The following is a 19,312-nucleotide window of genomic DNA, read 5'->3' as shown; positions in this document are numbered from 1 at the left end:
TCAATTAGCAATTATCAGTCCCAATAGATATGATGAGTATTTAAAAGAACATTATATAAAAATGTTGTCCACCTCTCTGATAGAACCAAATAATCTAGAACAGGCTATTGCTGATTCGCCTTTGATTGTTAGTTCGGATATACTAGCAACGGACGCAATCGCTCTAATGAGTAGCGCTAGGGGAAGTTGTGCATTGACAGAGTGTGGTGTTGACAACAGTTCCCCTTTGACTGATTCCCGTGCTAGTTGTGTTTTGGTAATGGAAAATAACCAATTAGTGGGAATTTTCACAGAGCGAGATGTAGTCAGACTGAGTGCTGAAGGGAGACAAATTGCAGGGGTGGTGATTGGTGATGTCATGACTCGCAGTGTGATCACCATCCGTAAATCTGAGTTCACGGATATTTTTGTTGTTCTTAACTTATTTCAACGTCACCGGATTCGTCATCTGCCGGTTATAGAAGATCATAGTGGAGAGTTAATAGGAATACTCACCCATGAAAGTTTGCGTCAACTGTTGCATCCTGTAGATTTGTTGCGGTTGCGTCGGGTGTCTGAAGTGATGAGTATTCGCATTGTCCAAGCTTCCCCAGAAACTTCGGTGCTGGAAATCACTAAGTTAATGGCTAGGCAAAATGTGAGTTCAGTGATAATTGTAGAAGAGAATAATTATCTACTGATGCCCATAGGTATTGTCACTGAGCGTGATATTGTCCAGTTTCAGGCTTTAGATCTCGAATTGGAGGCAATTCAGGCGCAAACAGTGATGAGTCATCCTGTTTTTTGTATATCTCCAAATGATACACTTTGGAGAGTATCAATACTAATGCAGGAAAGGCGAATCAATCGGGTTGTGATTATCGGTGAGCAGGGAGAAATGTTGGGTATTGTCACCCAAACGACATTGCTGCAAGCCTTGAACCCCCTTGATATTTATAATATGGTAGATAACCTCAAACAAGAGGTATCGCGGTTAGAAAGAGAAAAACTAGAATTATTGCAGGTGCGTAATGCGGAACTAGAACAAGAGGTACAAAACCGCATAGCAGAGTTGCAGATACAGGCAGAACGGGAACGGCTATTAAATGAAATTACCAGCGGAATTAGGCTGTCATTAAACTTGCCAGAAACTTTAAACACGATCGCTATTGAGGTGAGAAAATTCTTGAATTGCGATCGCGTTTCCATCTATAAAATTCAGTATCATGGTGACGGCATCATCATTGCCGAAGATGTGCAAGCAGGATGGCCATCTCTACTAGGACAACAGGTAAGCGATCCTTGCTTTACATTCGATTGGGTCGAACAGTATATCAATGGTAGGATTCAGGTTGTTAATGACATTCTTCAGGTAGATATAACTCCCTGTCATCGGGAATTATTGCAGAGTCTGCAAATCAGAGCCAAGATTTTGGTTCCTATTGTTGTTGGGGAAGAACTTTGGGGTTTTATGCTGGCTTGTCAAAACGATGCCCCCCGCATATGGCAACCAAAAGAAACAGAATTACTCAAACAACTTTCTAATCACTTAGCAATTGCTATCCAGCAAGCGGAACTATATCAGCGTTTAAAAGATAGTGAAAAACGCTTACGAACCATCGTAGAAACCAGTGGTAGTGGTTTTGTCACCGTAGATAATCAAGGTAATATTTTATTTGTCAACCCGGCTGCGGCCAAGATGTTTGGCAGAGAAAGAGAGGAACTCTTTGGTTGGCCCTTTGCAATTCCTTATGATTATGACACTCATCGAGTAGAAGAAATTGAACTACTGCGACTATTTGGACAACAGCGTACCGTCAATATGCAAGCTGCGGCAATTACTTGGGAAGGTCAGAATGCCTTCTTAATGTCGATGTCAGACATCACCGATTTGAAAAAAACTGAAGAATTACTGCGTCAAAGTGAAACTAAATACCGACTTTTGATTGAAAATCTGCCGCTGGGTTTGGTTGTTCATGCAGTAGATGGTAGTATTCTGACTGCTAATGCTAAAGCTGGCGAATTATTAGAACTAACTTCTGACCAAATGCAGGGTAAAACTGCCTTAGATCCGACTTGGCATCTTTTGAGAGAAGATGAAACAGTGATGCCGGTTTCAGAATACCCGATAAATCAGGTTATTGCTGCACTTCAACCTTTAGAAAACTATGTGCTGGGGGTGAATCGACCCCAGAGTAAAACGCAGATTTGGTTATTAGTTAATGCTTTTCCAGAATTTGATAGCAATGGTAATTTACAACGAGTAGTAGTCACATTTGTGGATATTAGCGAACGGCAAGCTGCACTCAGGGAACGCCAGCAATCAGAAATTGCTCTCAGGAATAGTGAGGAACTCTTTCGCCAAATTGCCGAAAACTTGCCGCAAGTGATTTGGATGAATAACAAAGAAGGTTCTGGACCCATTTTTGCCAGTCGACAATATGAAAAAATTTGGGGTCGCACCTGTGAAAGCCTTTACCAGCAACCTTATAGCTGGCTGAATGCTATTCACGAAGAGGATCAAGAACGGGTGAAAACCGCTTTTTTTCTTAAAGCTATATTAGGGGAGTATGACGAAGAATACCGCATTATTAAACCGGATGGTACAGTAAGCTGGATACGCGATCGCGCTTTTCCTATCGAAAATGATGCTGGATTGGTATACCGGATTGGTGGTTTTGCTGAAGATATTACCAAACGCAAGAAAGCAGAAGAAGAATTACGACAACTCAATGAAGAACTAGAAGCTAGGGTTGAGAGACGCACCAAGGCTTTAAGAGAATCACAAAAAATGTTGCAATTAGTGCTAGATACTGTTCCTCAGCGGGTTTTTTGGAAAGATAGACAATCAGTGGTGAGAGGTTGTAATCGTAACTTTGCTGAGGATGTTGGTCAATCCCCGGAAGAAATTATCGGGCAAGATCCTTATGATATGTCTGCAACTTGTGAAGAAATTGATTATTATTTAGAGTGCGATCGCCTGGTGATGAGAACTGGTAAACCACAAATGCACATCCAAGAAACTTTCCATAAACCGGATGGTTCTTTGATGTGGATAGAAACCAATAAAGTACCACTGCGGGATACTGATGGCAATATTATTGGTATTCTGGGAACTTATGATGATATTACCAGCCGACGCACCGCAGAAGAAGCTCTCCGCTACGGTGAAGAACGCTTTCGCATTGCTTTAAATAATTCGCCAATTGTAGTATTTAACCAAGACCTTGACCTGCGTTACACCTGGATTTATAACCCAGCATTGGGTTTCACTCCTGAACAGGTAATTGGTAAATTTGATACTGATCTATTCCTTCCTAAAGATGCTCAAAAATTAGAAGCCTGGAAACGTAAGGTCATAGAAACAGGTCTTGGCATCAGAGATGAAATAGTTATTGGTACAGAAGACAATTTTCTGTGCTACGTTTTAACAATTGATCCACTGCGCGATCGCAATGGTGTGATCGAAGGTGTTACCTGTGCAGCTTTAGATATCACCGACCGCAAAACAACTGAAATTGCTTTAAAAGAAAGCCAGTATTTAATTCAACGTATCACTGAAGCCAGTCCAGATATCCTCTACATCTACGATTTGCGGGAAAAACGCAATGTTTACGTTAACAGAGAAATTGCTCAATTACTAGGCTACTCTCCCGCAGAAATTCAAAGCATGGGTTCAGAGTTATTTTTACAAACGATCCATCCCGATGATATCTCCAAAATCGCTGATTATCATGCTCGCTTTGCCACAGCTAAAGATGAAGATATCTTGGAAATAGAATACCGAATGCGCGATCGCCAAGGCAACTGGCACTGGTTTGTTAGCCACGATACTGTATTTAGCCGCGATCCCGAAAATATACCTAAACAAATTATCGGGTGCAGCTTTAGAAATGACAGAACGCAAGCAGATGGAGGCAGAACTGCGCCAAACCAATGCTGAATTGGCCCGTGCAACTCGCCTCAAGGACGAGTTTTTAGCGAATATGAGTCACGAACTGCGTACCCCTCTCAACGCCATTTTAGGGATGTCAGAAGGGTTATTAGAGGGAGTTTTTGGGGCTGTGAGCGATCGCCAACAACAATCCATCCAAACCATCGAACGCAGCGGTAAACACCTATTAGACTTGATTAACGATATTCTTGATTTATCAAAAGTTGAAGCCGGTAAACTAGAGTTACAACCGACATCAGTTGCCATTAGTTATCTCTGTAATTCTAGTTTGACATTTGTCAAACAACAAGCGCTGAAAAAAAATATTCAAATCTCCGTAGAATTATCTCCAAATCTACCTGACTTAATTGTAGATGAACGCCGTCTTCGTCAGGTGCTAATTAATTTACTCAACAATGCAGTTAAATTCACTCCTGATGGTGGAAGTGTCAAACTCATCGTGCATCAGGAGGAAGGCAGGGAGCAGGGGGCAGGGGGCAGGCAGCAGGGAGATGGGGGAGAAAATTTACCTTTCTATACTTCCCAGTCCCCAGTCCCCAGTCCCCAACCCCCAAATCAATGGATTTGCTTTTCAGTTATTGATACAGGAATTGGTATTGCTAAAGAAGAATTGGGTAAACTGTTCAAACCTTTTGTGCAGATCGACAGTAGTTTGAATCGTCAGCACAATGGTACAGGATTGGGTTTAGCTCTAGTACATCGACTGGTAGACCTACATAATGGTCAAATAATAGTCATTAGTGAGCTAGGTGAGGGTAGCTGTTTTACAGTTCGTATCCCCTGTATAGAGAAATTGGAGGATGGCGAAAAAAGTCTATTTTCTGGAAATCATCAACTTTTAACCAATACTCAAACCCCAAATTCACAGGTACTAATCATTGAAGACTCAATGGTTGCAGCAGAACAAGTTGCGCGATACTTGAATGAATTAAATATGCAAACTACTATTTATACTAAAGGTGAAGGGGCCATTGATGAAGCAATCCGCATCCATCCAGTGCTGATAATTTTGGATATTTTGTTACCGAATCTTTCTGGATGGGAAGTATTACAACAACTGAGAGCTAACCTGCAAACACAGAATATACCTGTATTGGTAATTTCGGTAGTTGATGAGCGATCGTATGCAATATCTTTAGGTGCTACGGAATACTTAGTTAAACCTATTAGCCGAGAACAATTCCGCAATACTTTACAAAAACTCCAAAATCCCAATGATGTCTCTAATCAAACTCTGATTATTGCCCCAACTACTACTTCCAGAGAACCAACTTCCCCTCCCCTGATTCTCTTAGCAGAAGACAATGAAGCCAATATCGCCACCATCTCTAACTATCTGGGTGCTAAAGGATATCGCCTGATTATATCCAAAAATGGTGAGGAAACCGTTACTCTCACTAAAATGCAACATCCCGATCTAATTCTTATGGATATCCAAATGCCAGGTATGGATGGATTGACTGCCATGAGTCTTATTCGTGCCGATCCGTTGTTCATAAATACTCCCATTATTGCTTTGACAGCTTTAGCTATGCCGGGAGATCAAGAACTATGCATCGCATCAGGAGCGAATGACTACTTGACAAAACCAGTCAAGTTGAAACTTTTAGTAGAAAAAATTCAAGTTTTGTTAAGTTACAAAACGGATCTTAGGTGATTGATAACTGATATAATCTTCGTCTAAGTATTTATTATATACAAGTAGGAATTTTAAATGATCTTTGAAACAGATTAATTAGAACGACCTAAAAAGACCGTGGACGCGTGGTGGTTTCTCGGAGAGTAGTATGTAACAAAAAATAAATTTGCCTACAAACCTCTTCCCTTCTGACCCCTACCTTGTCATAATGACAATTTTTAATGCCAAGTTAAGTTGGCATAGGATGACAAAGATTTTAAAAACGTTTTTAGATTGATATGTAAATTAGCTGGACTTGATTATGATATTAGCTATGAAACCACTACCAAAGATTTTAGTTATTGACGATGAGCCTGATAACTTTGATGTTATTGACGCATTATTAGATAATGAAGGTTACGCATTAAGCTATGTTGCTAATGGACAGCAAGCTTTGGATCTCATGGCTTTTTTTCAGCCTGATGTGATTTTACTAGATGTGATGATGCCACAAATGAATGGTATCCAATTCTGTGAAAAGTTTAAATCTAATTCTCAATGGAAGCATATTCCAGTGATTATGGTGACAGCACTTACAGCTAAAGAAGATTTGTCCCAATGTATGGCTGTAGGTGCTGACGACTTCATTAGTAAACCTGTGAATGGGATGGAACTGCGATCGCGGGTGAGATCAATGTTACGCATCAAACAACAATATGATGCTCTCCAAGAAACTCTGCATTTGCGGGAAGATCTTTCTAATATGATTGTTCATGATTTGCGGAATCCCCTCACCTCGATTATTCTCGCTGCTGAAATGTTGCGAATTTCTCACTTACCTCCCGAACGTCAGTTTCAAAAAAGCAGTCAAATCATTGCCGCTGCACAACAATTAAGATCAATGATTGATAGTTTATTGCTGTTGGCAAAATTAGATTCTGGAAAATTAATTTTGCAACGCACAGATGTTGATCTATATGAACTTTGTGTCGCAGCTATTACTGATATTGAACCATCTGTAATTCAAAAGAATATTAAACTGATTAGCGATTTACCCCAACCTGGAGGAAGTATTAGCTTGGATGCGAATTTATTCCGCCGAGTGCTTGATAATTTACTTTCTAATGCAATTAAATTTACCCACCCCCACAGTGAAATCATCGTACACGCTGACTATCCAGCACCAGGAAAAGCCAAAATCCAAGTTTTCGATTCAGGCCCAGGTGTGAAAGAGGAATTACGTGAAGTAATTTTCGAGAAATATGAAATTGGCACTTTTAATAAAGCAGCATCTCAAATTGGTTTAGGTCTTGCTTTCTGCAAAATGACGGTAGAGGCTCATGGGGGGAACATCAAGGTGGAAAGCAATCAACCTGCGGGGGCAATTTTTACGATTGAAATTGATGAAAATCAACAAATTTTACAGCATACTATCCGTAGATAGTTCTTCCTTATCGGAAAGAATGGTATCATATTTTCAAGCCGAAGTCAACAGCCCCTACTCTTATTAGCCGCCGATCTTCTGTTTTCCATATCTGCTCAATGCGTGAAATAAATCTACGATCTGAACTGGTTTGCTAATATAGTCATCCATACCAGCAGCTAGACAGATTTCGCGATCGCCTTGCATGGCATTAGCCGTCATGGCAATAATATAAGGACGTTGACTTGCTTCCCAACCCTGACAAATGATTTGGGTTGTTTCCAGTCCATCCATTTCTGGCATTTGTACATCCATCAATACCACATCATAAGACTGACGCTGCAAAGCTGTGAGTACTTCCAAACCATTAGCTGCGACATCTGCCCGATAACCAATTTTTTTGAGCATCAGTAAAGCTACTTTCTGATTAACGACTGTATCCTCTGCCAAAAGAATCCGTAATGGTAGTTTTTCGGCCAAATGAAAATCAATTTCTGGGATTTGAGTTGGGGAGATAATAGCTTTAATAGGTTGATTACCAAAAACATGAGCAAGTGCATCATAAAGTTGAGACTGTTTGACAGGTTTAGTCAGGTAAGCTGCAATCTTAATATCGCTGTATTCTTGACTAATTTCTGCTTTAGTTAAGGAAGTAAGAATTACCAGAGGTATAGTTTTACAGTTTGATTGCTTGCGGATTTCTTGTGCTAAGGTGACTCCATCCATCTCCGGCATATTTAAATCTAAAATAGCAATATCAAACTCAACACCTTGGCGAATTTGTTCTAAGGCTTGCTGTGCTGATGTAACGGCATAAATTTGCATATTCCAAGACCTTGCTTGCAAGCTCAGAATTTGGCAGTGAGCAGGATTGTCGTCTACAATCAACAGTCGTTTACCAGTTAATTGCGCTGAATCAGTTGATAATTCCTCTGAATCTAAATTGGAATTAATATCTTCTGGGACAGTAATAGTAAAAGAAAATGTTGAACCTTGATCAAACGGCAAACATGAAATTAAAAATTCATCTTGCCAACGAGAGCTAGGATTACCACCAATAGATCCTTGACTTTCAACCCAAAGAGTACCGCCCATCATTTCACTTAATCGCTTGCTAATGACTAAGCCTAATCCTGTGCCACCATATTTTCGGGTGGTAGAAGAATCTGCTTGGGAAAAAGGTTGAAATAAAAGGTTCATTTTATTTGCTGGAATACCAATACCTGTGTCTTTGATGGCAAATAAAATTTCGTAAGTTTTGGGGCTTGGGTGAGATTCTGCGACTGTGTTTGCAATTGGTTTTGCGTGTACAGAAAGTATGACTTCTCCTTTTTTTGTGAATTTAATGGCATTACTGACAAGATTCATTAATATCTGACGCACACGAGTGAGATCGCCAATAATCTTGGCAGGAACTTGAGAATTGATCAAGTAAGCCAGTTCTATGTCTTTTTCTGCTGCTTTTGGGGCTAAGGTATCAAGTACTCGTTCCACACAATTTCTTAACTCAAAAGATTGTTCTTCTAGTTCCAGCTTGCCCGATTCGATTTTGGAGAAATCGAGAATATCATTGATAATGGTGAGCAAAGATTCTCCACTATTACGAATTGTTTCTACAAAGTCTTGCTGTTGAACGGTTAAATTAGTATCTAACAGTACTCCTGTCATGCCAATTACAGCATTCATAGGGGTACGGATTTCGTGACTCATCATGGCCAAAAAATCACTTTTTGCGCGGTTAGCTGCTTCTGCTGCGTGTTTGGCCTGTTCTAGAGCAGAGTTTTTTAAAGTTAGTTCTTCCCGTTGACGGGTTTCTTGTTCTAGCAGATGAGCTTGTGCTAAAGCAATACCCAATTGAGCTGCAACGGCTTCTAGTAATTCAATTTCTTCTGGAGTCCATTGACGAAAATAACTGCATTGGTGTAAGCCAATGACTCCATTGAGTTGGCCTTGATAGGAGGTACGAATTGCTAACATGGACTTAAGTCCAATTGCTTGGCAAAGAGGTGCTGTTGTCTGGAGTAAGGGATCAGTGTACACATTGCTGGAAGCGATCGCTTGATCCTGTGCAATTATGTTCACAACATGGGAATTACCTTCCAAAGGGATCTCCATCTCTAGCATTGACGAGTAATTAGGAATAACATACTCCGCGACTAAGGGAATGCGAGGGATGGGGTTATTAATATAAGAATGAATCAAACAGCGATCTGCTTTAAAAGCTTGCCCAATTTCGGTAGCTGATGTCTCAAAAATTTCTTTAACATTGAGACTTTGACGGATTTCAGCAGTGATTTTTTTGAGCAGCAATGTGCGTTGTAATTGTTGTTTGAGTACTTCTTGTGCTTGTACACTTTCGTTTTTTTCTTTGAGGTCTGCTTCTGCTTTATCAACAGATTTAGTTCGCACTTTTAAGGTTGTTTCGATTTGATTTTTGAGGGTAGATTGGGCAAAATAGGTTAAGAAGATCATTTCCACACCCACAATGATTCCAGCCCACAATACGAAGACGGGTAGGGGTGAGCGTAAGTTTTTTAATAATTCTGGATTAGGTGAAATTATCATTTGCCAATTAAGGCTATAAGAGTCAACTTGAATATTTTGTTGCCAAGGAGATCTTTTAATTCTTCCACCATGACTGTAAAGCAATTTTTGACCATCAAAAATCTCAATTTGATAATTATTGGGTAGCTTTAAAATTGCATCCAATAATGGTTTATTTTGAAAAATCCCCAAGATAAATCCATCAAATTTATTTTCTATAAACAAGGGGATATATACTAAAAATTCTTTGCCATTTTGGCTCATTTTAACTATATCTACAACCTTTATTTGTCCATCATTTGGTGCGATTTCTAGGATTGTTTTGCTTTTTAATTCTTGTTTTAAATCAAAATTTTTATCTGATTTATTTTCTAATTTAGGAACAATCCAGCGGATTTGATATGATTTATCCACCCATGCGATCGCTTGATAACCTGCAAAATCTTCCATAGAGTTTTTTGCATCTGCCTCCCACGCTGTGTAAGGATTACCACCACTCTTTCCCCAACGTTTCCCCATGCGCTGGAGTTCCATAATTCGGTGATTAAGTTCGTTGGTTAACTCAATTTTGATAGAAATAGCTTGTTGTTGAATTAAATGTTTAATGTGAATTTCTTCTGCGATTGATAACCTGTACCAGAGTATAGTTACTATAATTAATACTAAACTTCCCATTAATAGAGGCAAAAATTTATGATTGCTGAAAAAATTAACTATTTTTAACTTATTTATTTTATGTAAAGTGTTCATATTATTTATTACCGTTTACTTATTGATCTTCAATTTTCAGAAGCGTCAACAACAATTATATTCTGCATTTTAACTTTATAAAAGGGTTTAATTTAAATAATTAATACTGTTGTTTGATGCTGAGATGACGTAGCTATAAATATGCTGGATTTGCTATTATGGAAGCTTTCTAAAATACATCGCTCCAAAATTTATGGTTATTCAGTACCTAATATGCAAAGTCTAGGCAAAAAATCCCAGAAACATTAATTTGTATAAGAAATAAGGCAAAATATTGCCTCTTTCCCCATTTCCCTATTAAGAGTTCCCTCTTATCGAGTGGTAATTGAGCATAACAAGTAACTTAGAGCAATACCTTGTCCATTTTTTTAGGTTGGGTTAAGCGACAGCGCAACCAGACGCATTTGTTGAGTTATGCCTCCGGCACACTACGTGAACGTCCCTCAATCCAACCTACAAATCAATGATTTTTTTTGATTTGGACAAGGTATTGGTAGAGCCAAATTTATTTGGTGCAATATCATATAGGATTGGTATAGAGAATGCAGAAGCAATAAGACTTTAAGGATCATACTTGATATTTTTGTAAAAATATCGAGTCTGTTAATTGCTGATTTTACAATTCTTGGGACTTCTGAATTCTAACAGTATCAGTAGATTTTGATTTTATTTGCAAAGCTAACTTTACTCTCTCATATTCAGTTTCCATCTGCTCTAAGAGAACTCGATATTTATCAATATTTTCATTTGGATCAAGCGTTTCCATGTTTTTGCAAAAATTGGCTAAATTGATAGCTCCAACAGAAGCGCTACTAGATTTAAATTTATGGGCTATTTGTTTAAGAGCAGTAGTATTGAGTTGTTCAATAGCTATATTTAAATCTACCAATGAATTAGCAGATTCTTCTATATATATATTAATCAACTCTGACATGAATATATTAGCATCTTCACCAGCCATATCCCGTAATGACTGAAAAATGCGAAGATCGATAGCAGAGGTATAGTTGAGTGAAGATAAGGTTGTGACTGGTTTTTTTTCTTGATAGTAACTGTTAGCAAATGTGTATGATACTGAAGTATTTTTTTGAGAGACTAGTTGACATTGAGTTAGTACTCTGACCAGATCTTCTAATCGAATTGGTTTACTGATATACTCATCCATGCCAGCCTCAAGACAAACTTCTTTATCTCCCTGCATTGCATTTGCAGTCATGGCGATAATTCGTGGTTGTTCTTCCCAATGCCACATTCGGATTTGTTGAGTGGTTTCTAATCCATCCATTTGTGGCATTTGTACATCCATGAGAATAACGTCATAGGATTGACGCTGTAAGGCAGATAATACTTCTAAGCCATTACCTGCTACATCTGCTCTTAAGCCCAGCTTGGACAAAATGAGGATGATCATTTTTAGATTCACGGGATGGTCTTCCGCTACTAAAATTCGCATTGCTAGATCACTTAGATCAGGATATGTTTGCCCAACATTGCTGTCTGAACTGCTAAATCTAATTGGTTGCTGACGAGTAAGATTGAGCAAACTATTATAAAGTTGAGATTGCTTGAGAGGTTTATTTAAAAAAGCTATTCCTGCTATCGGGTTAACTCGATGTTTGATTTCTGGCTGGTTGAGATCTTTTAATATTAGTAAAGGTAGTGTCTGGTAATTTGGATGCTGACGGATTTTTTTTGCTAATGCTAAACTATCTATTTCCGAAAATTGCATATCTAAGATGGCAATATCAAACTGTTCTCCTTGACGTAGACATGAAAAAACTTCAGCAGGAGATTTAACTGCATTTACTACCATTTCCCAAGATTCGGCTTGCATAGTCAGAAATTGCCGATGAGCTACATGGTTGCTGAGAATTAGTAGCCGTTTGCTGTTGAGTTGATTGGATGACTTGTTTAAGTTGATTGATTCCGTGAGAGGATCTGCTGGGACTGTGATGGTGAAATAGAAAGTAGAACCATTGTCTATTTGGCTTTCTACCCACATTCTTCCCCCCATCATTTCGCTGAGTCGTTGGCTAATAACTAAGCCTAGTCCTGTGCCACCATATTTGCGAGTCATGGACGAATCAACTTGGCTAAAAGGTTGAAATAATCGATCTATTTTTTCTGGGGGAATACCAATACCTGTATCTTTAATGGCAAATTCGATTTCATAAAGTGGGAAAGTTGGCGCTGTTGTGACTATTGCTAATGCTTTGGCTGTGGCTGTGACAATGACTTCTCCGATGTTGGTAAATTTGACAGCATTGCTCAATAAATTCACAAAAATTTGTCGCAGACGGGTGATATCGCCGATGATGGTGTTTGGTGTCTGGGGAGTTAGTAAATAAATTAACTCTATTTTTTTAGTGGCTGCTTGGGAAGCTAATAAATCTAAAGATTCTTCTAAACAATTACGTAGACTAAAGGGTTGTGCTTCTAAATTTAGCTGGTTAGATTCTATTTTTGAGAAGTCAAGAATATCATTAATTATTGATAGTAGGGCATCACCACTGCTGCGAATAGTGGTGATCAAGTCTTGCTGTTGTGAGTCGAGGTTGGTGTCGAGTAACAAACCTGTCATGCCGATGACTGCATTCATGGGAGTACGAATTTCATGACTCATCATGGCTAAAAATTGGCTTTTGGCTCTGTTGGCGCTTTCTGCTTGGCGTTTTGCTTGTTCTAAGTCAGAGTTTTTGATGGTAAGTTGTTGACGCTGTTGTTTTTCTTGTTCTAGAAGGTTTGCTTGGGCGATCGCAATTCCCACTTGTGGTGCGACTGCTTCTAGTAGTTCGATTTCGTCTGCTGTCCAACTACGGATGCGATCGCACTGATGTAAGCTAATTGCTCCATTTGCTTCTCCTTGATAGGATGTGCGAATTGATAATATTGATTTCACCCCCATTTGGCTATACATTGCTTCAGCCGTCCTGAATAGAAGCGGTTCAGTATAGACATAGTCAGAGCCGATACCTATACACTGGCTACGATAAGGCGGAGTATCTTGTTCAGGTGCTGTTTCCGATAGGAGAAGAGATGCGATCGCTTTGTCTTGTACAATCATCAACTCTGCATGAAGATTACCTGCAATGAAAATTTCTAAATTCAGTAAAGATTCATAACCTATATCTAAATGTTCAGCAACAACAGAAATTTTAGGTACAGGTGTAGCAATATAAGTGTGAATCAAACAGCGATTTACGTTAAAAGCCTGACTAATTTGATTAGCTGTAGTTTGAAAAATTTCTTGTGTATTTAAACTTTGGCGAATTTCTTCTGTAATTCGTTTTAGCAATAAAGTTCGATTAAATTGTTGTTGTAGTGCTGTTTCTGCTAGTTTACGAGCGATTTCACTACCTAACCATTGAGCCATCAGCATTAATAGTTTTTTGTCTGCTAACGTAAACTGCTTTAGTCGGGGGCTGAGACTAGAGAAACTGAGAGCGCCATACAACTTATCTCGGATCATGACTCTAATCCCAATATAAGCTTCCATATGGAACATTTGATAACCCGGATGTTGGCACCATTCAGAAGCACCAGTATGAATAATAGTTACAGGTTCTTCTCTATCTATGACTAAGTTACACAACATCTGTCGTACATCAAAAATATCGCCTGGTTGCAGCGAATTATCTGGGCATTGAGCTTGTAAAAGGTGAAAATATTGATTTTCATCTATATGGCCAACACTACCAAATTCCATTCCCAATGTTTGACAGCCCAGACTTAAAACACTTTTAATTCTTTCCTCAAAGTCTAATTGATGAGATGCTATATCATATAGTTTTCGCAGAAATGCTTCACTTTGTTTTAATTCTAATTCTACATTCCGTCGTTCAGTAATATCATAATATTTCCATAGATGCCCACAATAATTTTCATCCACAAAAATAGGTATATAACAACGCTCAAATATGCGATTATCCGACATAATAAATTCATCAATTACAGCAGATTTCTCTGCTACTATTTTTGATGATTGTTCTACAAAAACTTCTGGATCTGCAAATAATTCTTTTCTTGTCTTTGAACATTCGTTAAAACTTACCCCAATTAAACTTTGTGGTGCAATTTGAATATCAAACATTTGACAAAATTCTTGATTAATCAGAATAATTTTGTTTGATTCGTCTTCAACTAAAACACCGGCTTGTAAGTTTTCAATTAATGCTGTTAATCGTGATGTTGTCGTCCGTAATTTTGTTTCTGTTTGTTGGCGTTCTCTAATTTCATCGTGTAATTCCTGGTTAATTCTCTCCAATTCTCTAGGACTAGGTAAAGCTATAGCTTGAGGTATCAACGGTATCAGTTCTATAGCTGCATAGCAGGAAATCAGGGCTGTAATAGCTTTGATAGTACCCGATAGCCAATAATCTGGATACCAAAGTGTCCATATTGCCATTAAGTGGGTTGTACCACAGGAAATAATAAAAGCTCCAAATAAGGCAAATATAGACCTGAATGGGACATCTGGACGTTTATTAATGAAATACACTAGCCCGATTGGAATTGAGTAATATGCTAATGCAATTAGCATATCGGCAATAACGTGTAGAGACACTAAATCAGTATTCCACAAGTAACAGTGTCCATGTGGTATAAATGCTGGCATCCAAAAGAAGTAATTAAAAAAATCCAACATAGAGAAATGAACCCTCAAATAACCATAATGAAATGCAGATATTATCACTCTCTTCTATTAGATAAGTCTAAACTTGTCTATTAGGCAATAGTATCAACAGTATATTAAATTTATTTTATACCAAAAAATATAAGTGTTAGACAATAATAGGTTGGTATTAAATAAACCCAAAAATTAATTTTCAGTTTACGATTTTGGATTTGGGATTTACGTTAGCGAAGCGTAAGCAGCGCAGCGAGTATTTTTCCATCCTGAAGGACGGGGCTTGTACCAAATTTTTTTAATCTAAAATCTAAAATTCCCGGTCAAAAAAAAGGGTGAGCTATTCTGCCCACCCCAAAAAATAACTAAACTATTTATTGCTAATTAACCCAACAAAGCCTTAGCTTTAGCTAATACATTATCAACAGTGAAACCAAACTTCTCCATACAAGTACCACCAGGAGCAGAAGCACCAAAGGTATCAATACTGACGGTATCACCATCAGTGCCAATATACTTGTGCCAACCAAAACTGCTAGCAGCTTCTACAGATAGACGCTTGGTGACTGCTTTAGGTAGAACGGATTCTTTATAAGCAGCATCCTGAGCATCGAATAAATTAGTTGAAGGCATGGAAACAACACGGACTTTTTTCCCTTCCGCTGTTAGTTTCTCCGCTGCGGTGACGCAGAGGCTCAACTCTGAACCTGTACCGATGAGGATCAGATCGGGTGTACCTTGGGAATCTACAACTGTGTATGCACCTTTTTTCACACCTTCAATGGATGTACCTGCTAAGTTAGGAACATTTTGACGGGTAAATGCTAACAGAGTAGAAGCTTGTGCTTTAGACTTCTCAACTGCGACTGTATAAGCTCCAGAACATTCGTTACCATCAGCTGGACGAATCACTGTTAAATCAGGAATAGCTCGCAAGGAAGCTAGAGTTTCAATAGGTTGGTGAGTGGGGCCATCTTCACCTTGACCGATTGAATCGTGAGTCATTACCCAAATTGAGCCAGCTTGGGAAAGAGCAGCCAAGCGAATGGCAGCACGCATATAGTCTGTAAAAATCAGGAATGTAGCACCGTAGGGAATTAATCCCGAAGCGTGGAGCGCCATACCGTTACAGATTGCGCCCATAGCGTGTTCCCGGACACCAAAGTGGATGTTACGGTTTTGGTATTGCCCTTTCTGGAAGTCACCAAAACCTTTGAGTTCGGTGAGGTTGGAGTGAGTTAAGTCAGCTGAACCACCAATTAATTCAGGTAAAACTGCTGCTAGTTTGTTGAGGCAGTTTTCTGAGTGTTTACGGGTGGGTAGTGCTGAATCTGCGGGGGTGTAGGTGGGTAGTACTTTATTCCAACCGTCTGGGAGTTTACCGCTAACAAAACGCTCAAATTCCGCTGATTCTGCGGGGTATTTGGCTTGGTAGTCAGTAAAGGTTTTGTTCCATTCGGATTCGTAAGCTGCACCACGTTCTACTGCTTTGCGGGTGTGGTTGAGGGCATCTTGGGGGATGACAAAAGGCTCGTGTTCCCAACCTAAGTTTTTACGAGTCAGTGCTGTTTCATCTCCACCGAGGGCAGCACCGTGAATACCAGCGGTATTTTGCTTGTTGGGAGCGCCATAACCTATGGTGGTTGTCACCTTGATCATGGTGGGTTTGTCGGTGACAGCTTTTGCTGCTTCGACGGCTTTGGAGATGGCGGCTAAATCGGTGTTGCCATCTTCTACGTGTAGGACGTGCCAACCGTAAGCTTCAAAACGTTTGGAAACATCTTCGGTGAATGCTACATCTGTAGAACCATCAATGGAGATGTGGTTGTCGTCGTACAGAGCGATAAGTTTACCTAATCCATAGTGACCTGCTAAAGAAGCAGCTTCACCGGAAATACCTTCCATGTTGCAACCATCACCTAGAATTACATAGGTGTAGTGGTCTACGATTTTGGCATCAGGTTTGTTGAATTTAGCTGCTAGGTGTGCTTCTGCCATGGCTAAACCAACTGCATTGGCGATTCCTTGACCCAAGGGGCCTGTGGTAACTTCCACACCTGCTGTTTCAAAGTTTTCTGGGTGTCCAGGAGTTCTAGAACCCCATTGACGGAATTGTTTGATGTCTTCGATGGTAACGCTATCGTAACCTGTTAGGTACAGCATGGCATACTGTAACATACAGCCGTGACCGGCAGACAAGACAAAGCGATCGCGGTTGAACCATTTGGGATTTTTGGGGTTATACCGCATAAAGCGATCCCAAAGGACAAATGCCATGGGAGCTGCGCCCATTGGTAGTCCTGGGTGTCCCGATTTGGATTTTTCTATGGCATCTACAGCCAAAAAGCGGATTGAGTTAATACAAATTTCTTCGAGGGATTGGGTTGCAACAGCCATAATCTCTTGTTTTTAACGACGGGTTAACACTCTTTGTAGCTTTTTCTTGCTGGGGTCATATACAGCGATCCCACCATTCTCATCATCCCATTCCTACCTGTAGATGGACAAGCGGGATCTTCTGAGTTTGTGGTGACGAATAAGGCTGATAATTTGGTAATGCTGAACCCTTAATGTTGATAGGAATGATATCTGAGATACTTTCCAATGTTCATTTCAGGCAGGGTAATTGGTGATTGGGCATTGGGCATTGGGCATTAGGCATTGGGCATTGGGCATTAGGAAAAACCCTTCTCCCCTGCTCCCTGCTACCTGCTTCTTCCTGTCACCTTTTCCCTATTCCCTAATTAGACGTATTTTTTAAAAGCCAGGGTGACATTATGACCACCAAATCCAAAGGAATTGGATAGTGCTACCTCTACTTTTTGAGCGCGGCTCAGGTGAGGGACATAATCTAGGTCACATCCTGGATCGGGATTGTCTAGATGGATGGTGGGGGGAATGTGGTCATTAGCGATCGCTAGAACTGTAGCCACTGCTTCAATTCCACCTGAGCCACCTAACAGATGCCCGGTCATAGATTTGGTGGAACTAATTGCTATTTTGTAGGCATCATCGCCCAGAGCCTTTTTAATTGCTGCTGTTTCCGTGACATCATTGGCTGGGGTACTGGTTCCATGAGCGTTGATGTAACTGACCATTGATGGTGTGAGTTCACCATCCTTAAGTGCCAGTTCCATAGCTCTAGCAGCACCTAAACCACCGGGGACTGGGGAAGTCATGTGGTAAGCGTCACAAGTCATGCCATAGCCGACCATTTCTCCATAAATACGAGCGTCACGATTGAGGGCGTGTTCTAATTCTTCGAGAATTAAAATTCCTGAACCTTCACCCATGACAAAGCCATCTCGATCTTTGTCAAAGGGACGACAAGCATAATTAGGGTCGTTACGAGTTGACAGCGCTCTAGCTGCGGCAAATCCAGCTACAGACAATGGTGTCACAGCTGCCTCACAACCGCCACAAATCATGGCTTGGGCATATCCATTTTGAATTAGGCGAAAGGCATCCCCAATGGCGTTAGAACCAGCGGCGCAAGCTGTGACTGAGCAAGAATTAGGCCCTTTAGCACCTGTATGAATGGCTGTTAATCCTGCTGCCATGTTGGCGATCATCATGGGGATCATGAATGGACTACAGCGGTCTGGTCCTCGATTGAGGTAGACTGTTTGCTGGTCTTCCAACACTTTAATACCACCAATGCCTGAGCCGATCATGACACCTATATGTTCGGCGTTGAGGTCATTGATGACTAATTTTGCGTCTGATATAGCCTGTTTAGCCGCTGCGATCGCAAATTGAGCAAACCGATCTGTGCGCTTGGCTTCTTTGCGCTCCATATAGTCATGTGGATCGAAGTTTTTTACTTCACCCGCAATGCGACAATCATGTTTAGAGGCATCAAAGGCAGTGATAAAGTCAATGCCATTGCGTCCATTTAGCAATCCTTCCCAATATTCGGTTGGTGTGTTACCAATAGGTGTAATCGCGCCAACACCAGTTACAACAACGCGCTTACGTTTATAGTCTGTCATGATTCAGTTAAAGGTGGCGAAAAAGCAGCAGGTAGAACAATAGAAAGACTGGGGATGAGGGATGAAGGATAATTGGTATCAAAATTAGGAACAGTTCAAAATTCAATATTTCTCAGTCCCCAGCCCCTGATACCCAGTCCCTCAAAACTCTTAGGCAGACGCAGCAACGTTATTGCTGATGTAGTCTACTACCTCTTGAACCGTTAAAATCTTTTCGGCAGCTTCATCAGGAATTTCGATGTCAAATTCTTCTTCCAAAGCCATTACCAGTTCCACGATATCTAGGGAATCAGCCCCTAAATCATCTGTAAATGAAGCATTTGGTTCAACTTTATCAGTATCAGCGTCTAGTTGCTCAACGATGACCTTTTTAACCCTTTCAAAAATATCTGCTTGGCTCATAGATAAAAGTCCTTAACCAGTT

7 protein-coding genes and 1 pseudogene are annotated in these 19,312 nt (G+C 40.0%); 3 read left to right on the top strand and 5 right to left on the bottom strand.

Annotation, left to right across the window (positions count from 1 at the left end; translation table 11 throughout):
• Positions 1–61: 61 nt before the first annotated feature.
• The 3 genes and pseudogenes from ACOWPH_RS14905 to ACOWPH_RS14895 all read left to right on the top strand — a co-directional run bounded on the left by ACOWPH_RS14905 (position 62) and on the right by ACOWPH_RS14895 (position 6,996).
• Positions 62–3,922: a PAS domain S-box protein gene (locus tag ACOWPH_RS14905; protein ID WP_422665588.1), complete on the top strand. Its 3,861-nt coding sequence runs from the start codon at positions 62–64 to the stop codon at positions 3,920–3,922.
• Positions 3,873–5,591 (top strand): annotated as a pseudogene (locus ACOWPH_RS14900) (response regulator); the annotation flags it as partial. The gene ACOWPH_RS14905 and the pseudogene ACOWPH_RS14900, both read left to right, overlap by 50 nt.
• Positions 5,592–5,886: 295 nt before the next feature.
• Positions 5,887–6,996, top strand: coding sequence for a hybrid sensor histidine kinase/response regulator (locus tag ACOWPH_RS14895; RefSeq protein ID WP_042466110.1), 1,110 nt, complete (start codon positions 5,887–5,889; stop codon positions 6,994–6,996).
• Positions 6,997–7,059: 63 nt separating this feature from the next.
• On the opposite strand, the gene ACOWPH_RS14890 is transcribed toward ACOWPH_RS14895, so the two are convergent.
• The 5 genes from ACOWPH_RS14890 to acpP form a co-directional block, all read right to left on the bottom strand.
• Complete coding sequence (locus tag ACOWPH_RS14890; protein ID WP_015216157.1) at positions 7,060–10,269, bottom strand: response regulator; 3,210 nt, start codon at positions 10,267–10,269, stop codon at positions 7,060–7,062.
• A gap of 616 nt (positions 10,270–10,885) precedes the next feature.
• Positions 10,886–14,674 (bottom strand): response regulator, encoded by a 3,789-nt coding sequence (locus ACOWPH_RS14885; protein WP_250855143.1) that lies wholly within the window; start codon positions 14,672–14,674, stop codon positions 10,886–10,888.
• Positions 14,675–15,280: 606 nt separating this feature from the next.
• The gene (gene tkt / locus ACOWPH_RS14880) at positions 15,281–17,293 is read right to left on the bottom strand and encodes a transketolase (RefSeq protein WP_015216155.1); all 2,013 of its coding nucleotides are present in this window, start codon (positions 17,291–17,293) and stop codon (positions 15,281–15,283) included.
• Between the two features lie 347 nt (positions 17,294–17,640).
• Positions 17,641–18,888, bottom strand: a complete 1,248-nt coding sequence (gene fabF, locus ACOWPH_RS14875; RefSeq protein WP_015216154.1) for a beta-ketoacyl-ACP synthase II — start codon at positions 18,886–18,888, stop codon at positions 17,641–17,643.
• Positions 18,889–19,038: 150 nt separating this feature from the next.
• Entirely contained in the window at positions 19,039–19,290 is a 252-nt protein-coding gene (gene acpP / locus ACOWPH_RS14870) for an acyl carrier protein (RefSeq protein ID WP_015216153.1), read from the bottom strand.
• Between the last annotated feature and the right edge of the window lie 22 nt (positions 19,291–19,312).

The sequence above is a fragment of the Anabaena sp. PCC 7938 genome (genome assembly GCF_049315035.1).
GTDB lineage: Bacteria > Cyanobacteriota > Cyanobacteriia > Cyanobacteriales > Nostocaceae > Anabaena > Anabaena cylindrica.
This window is presented reverse-complemented; position numbering and strand designations above follow the sequence as displayed.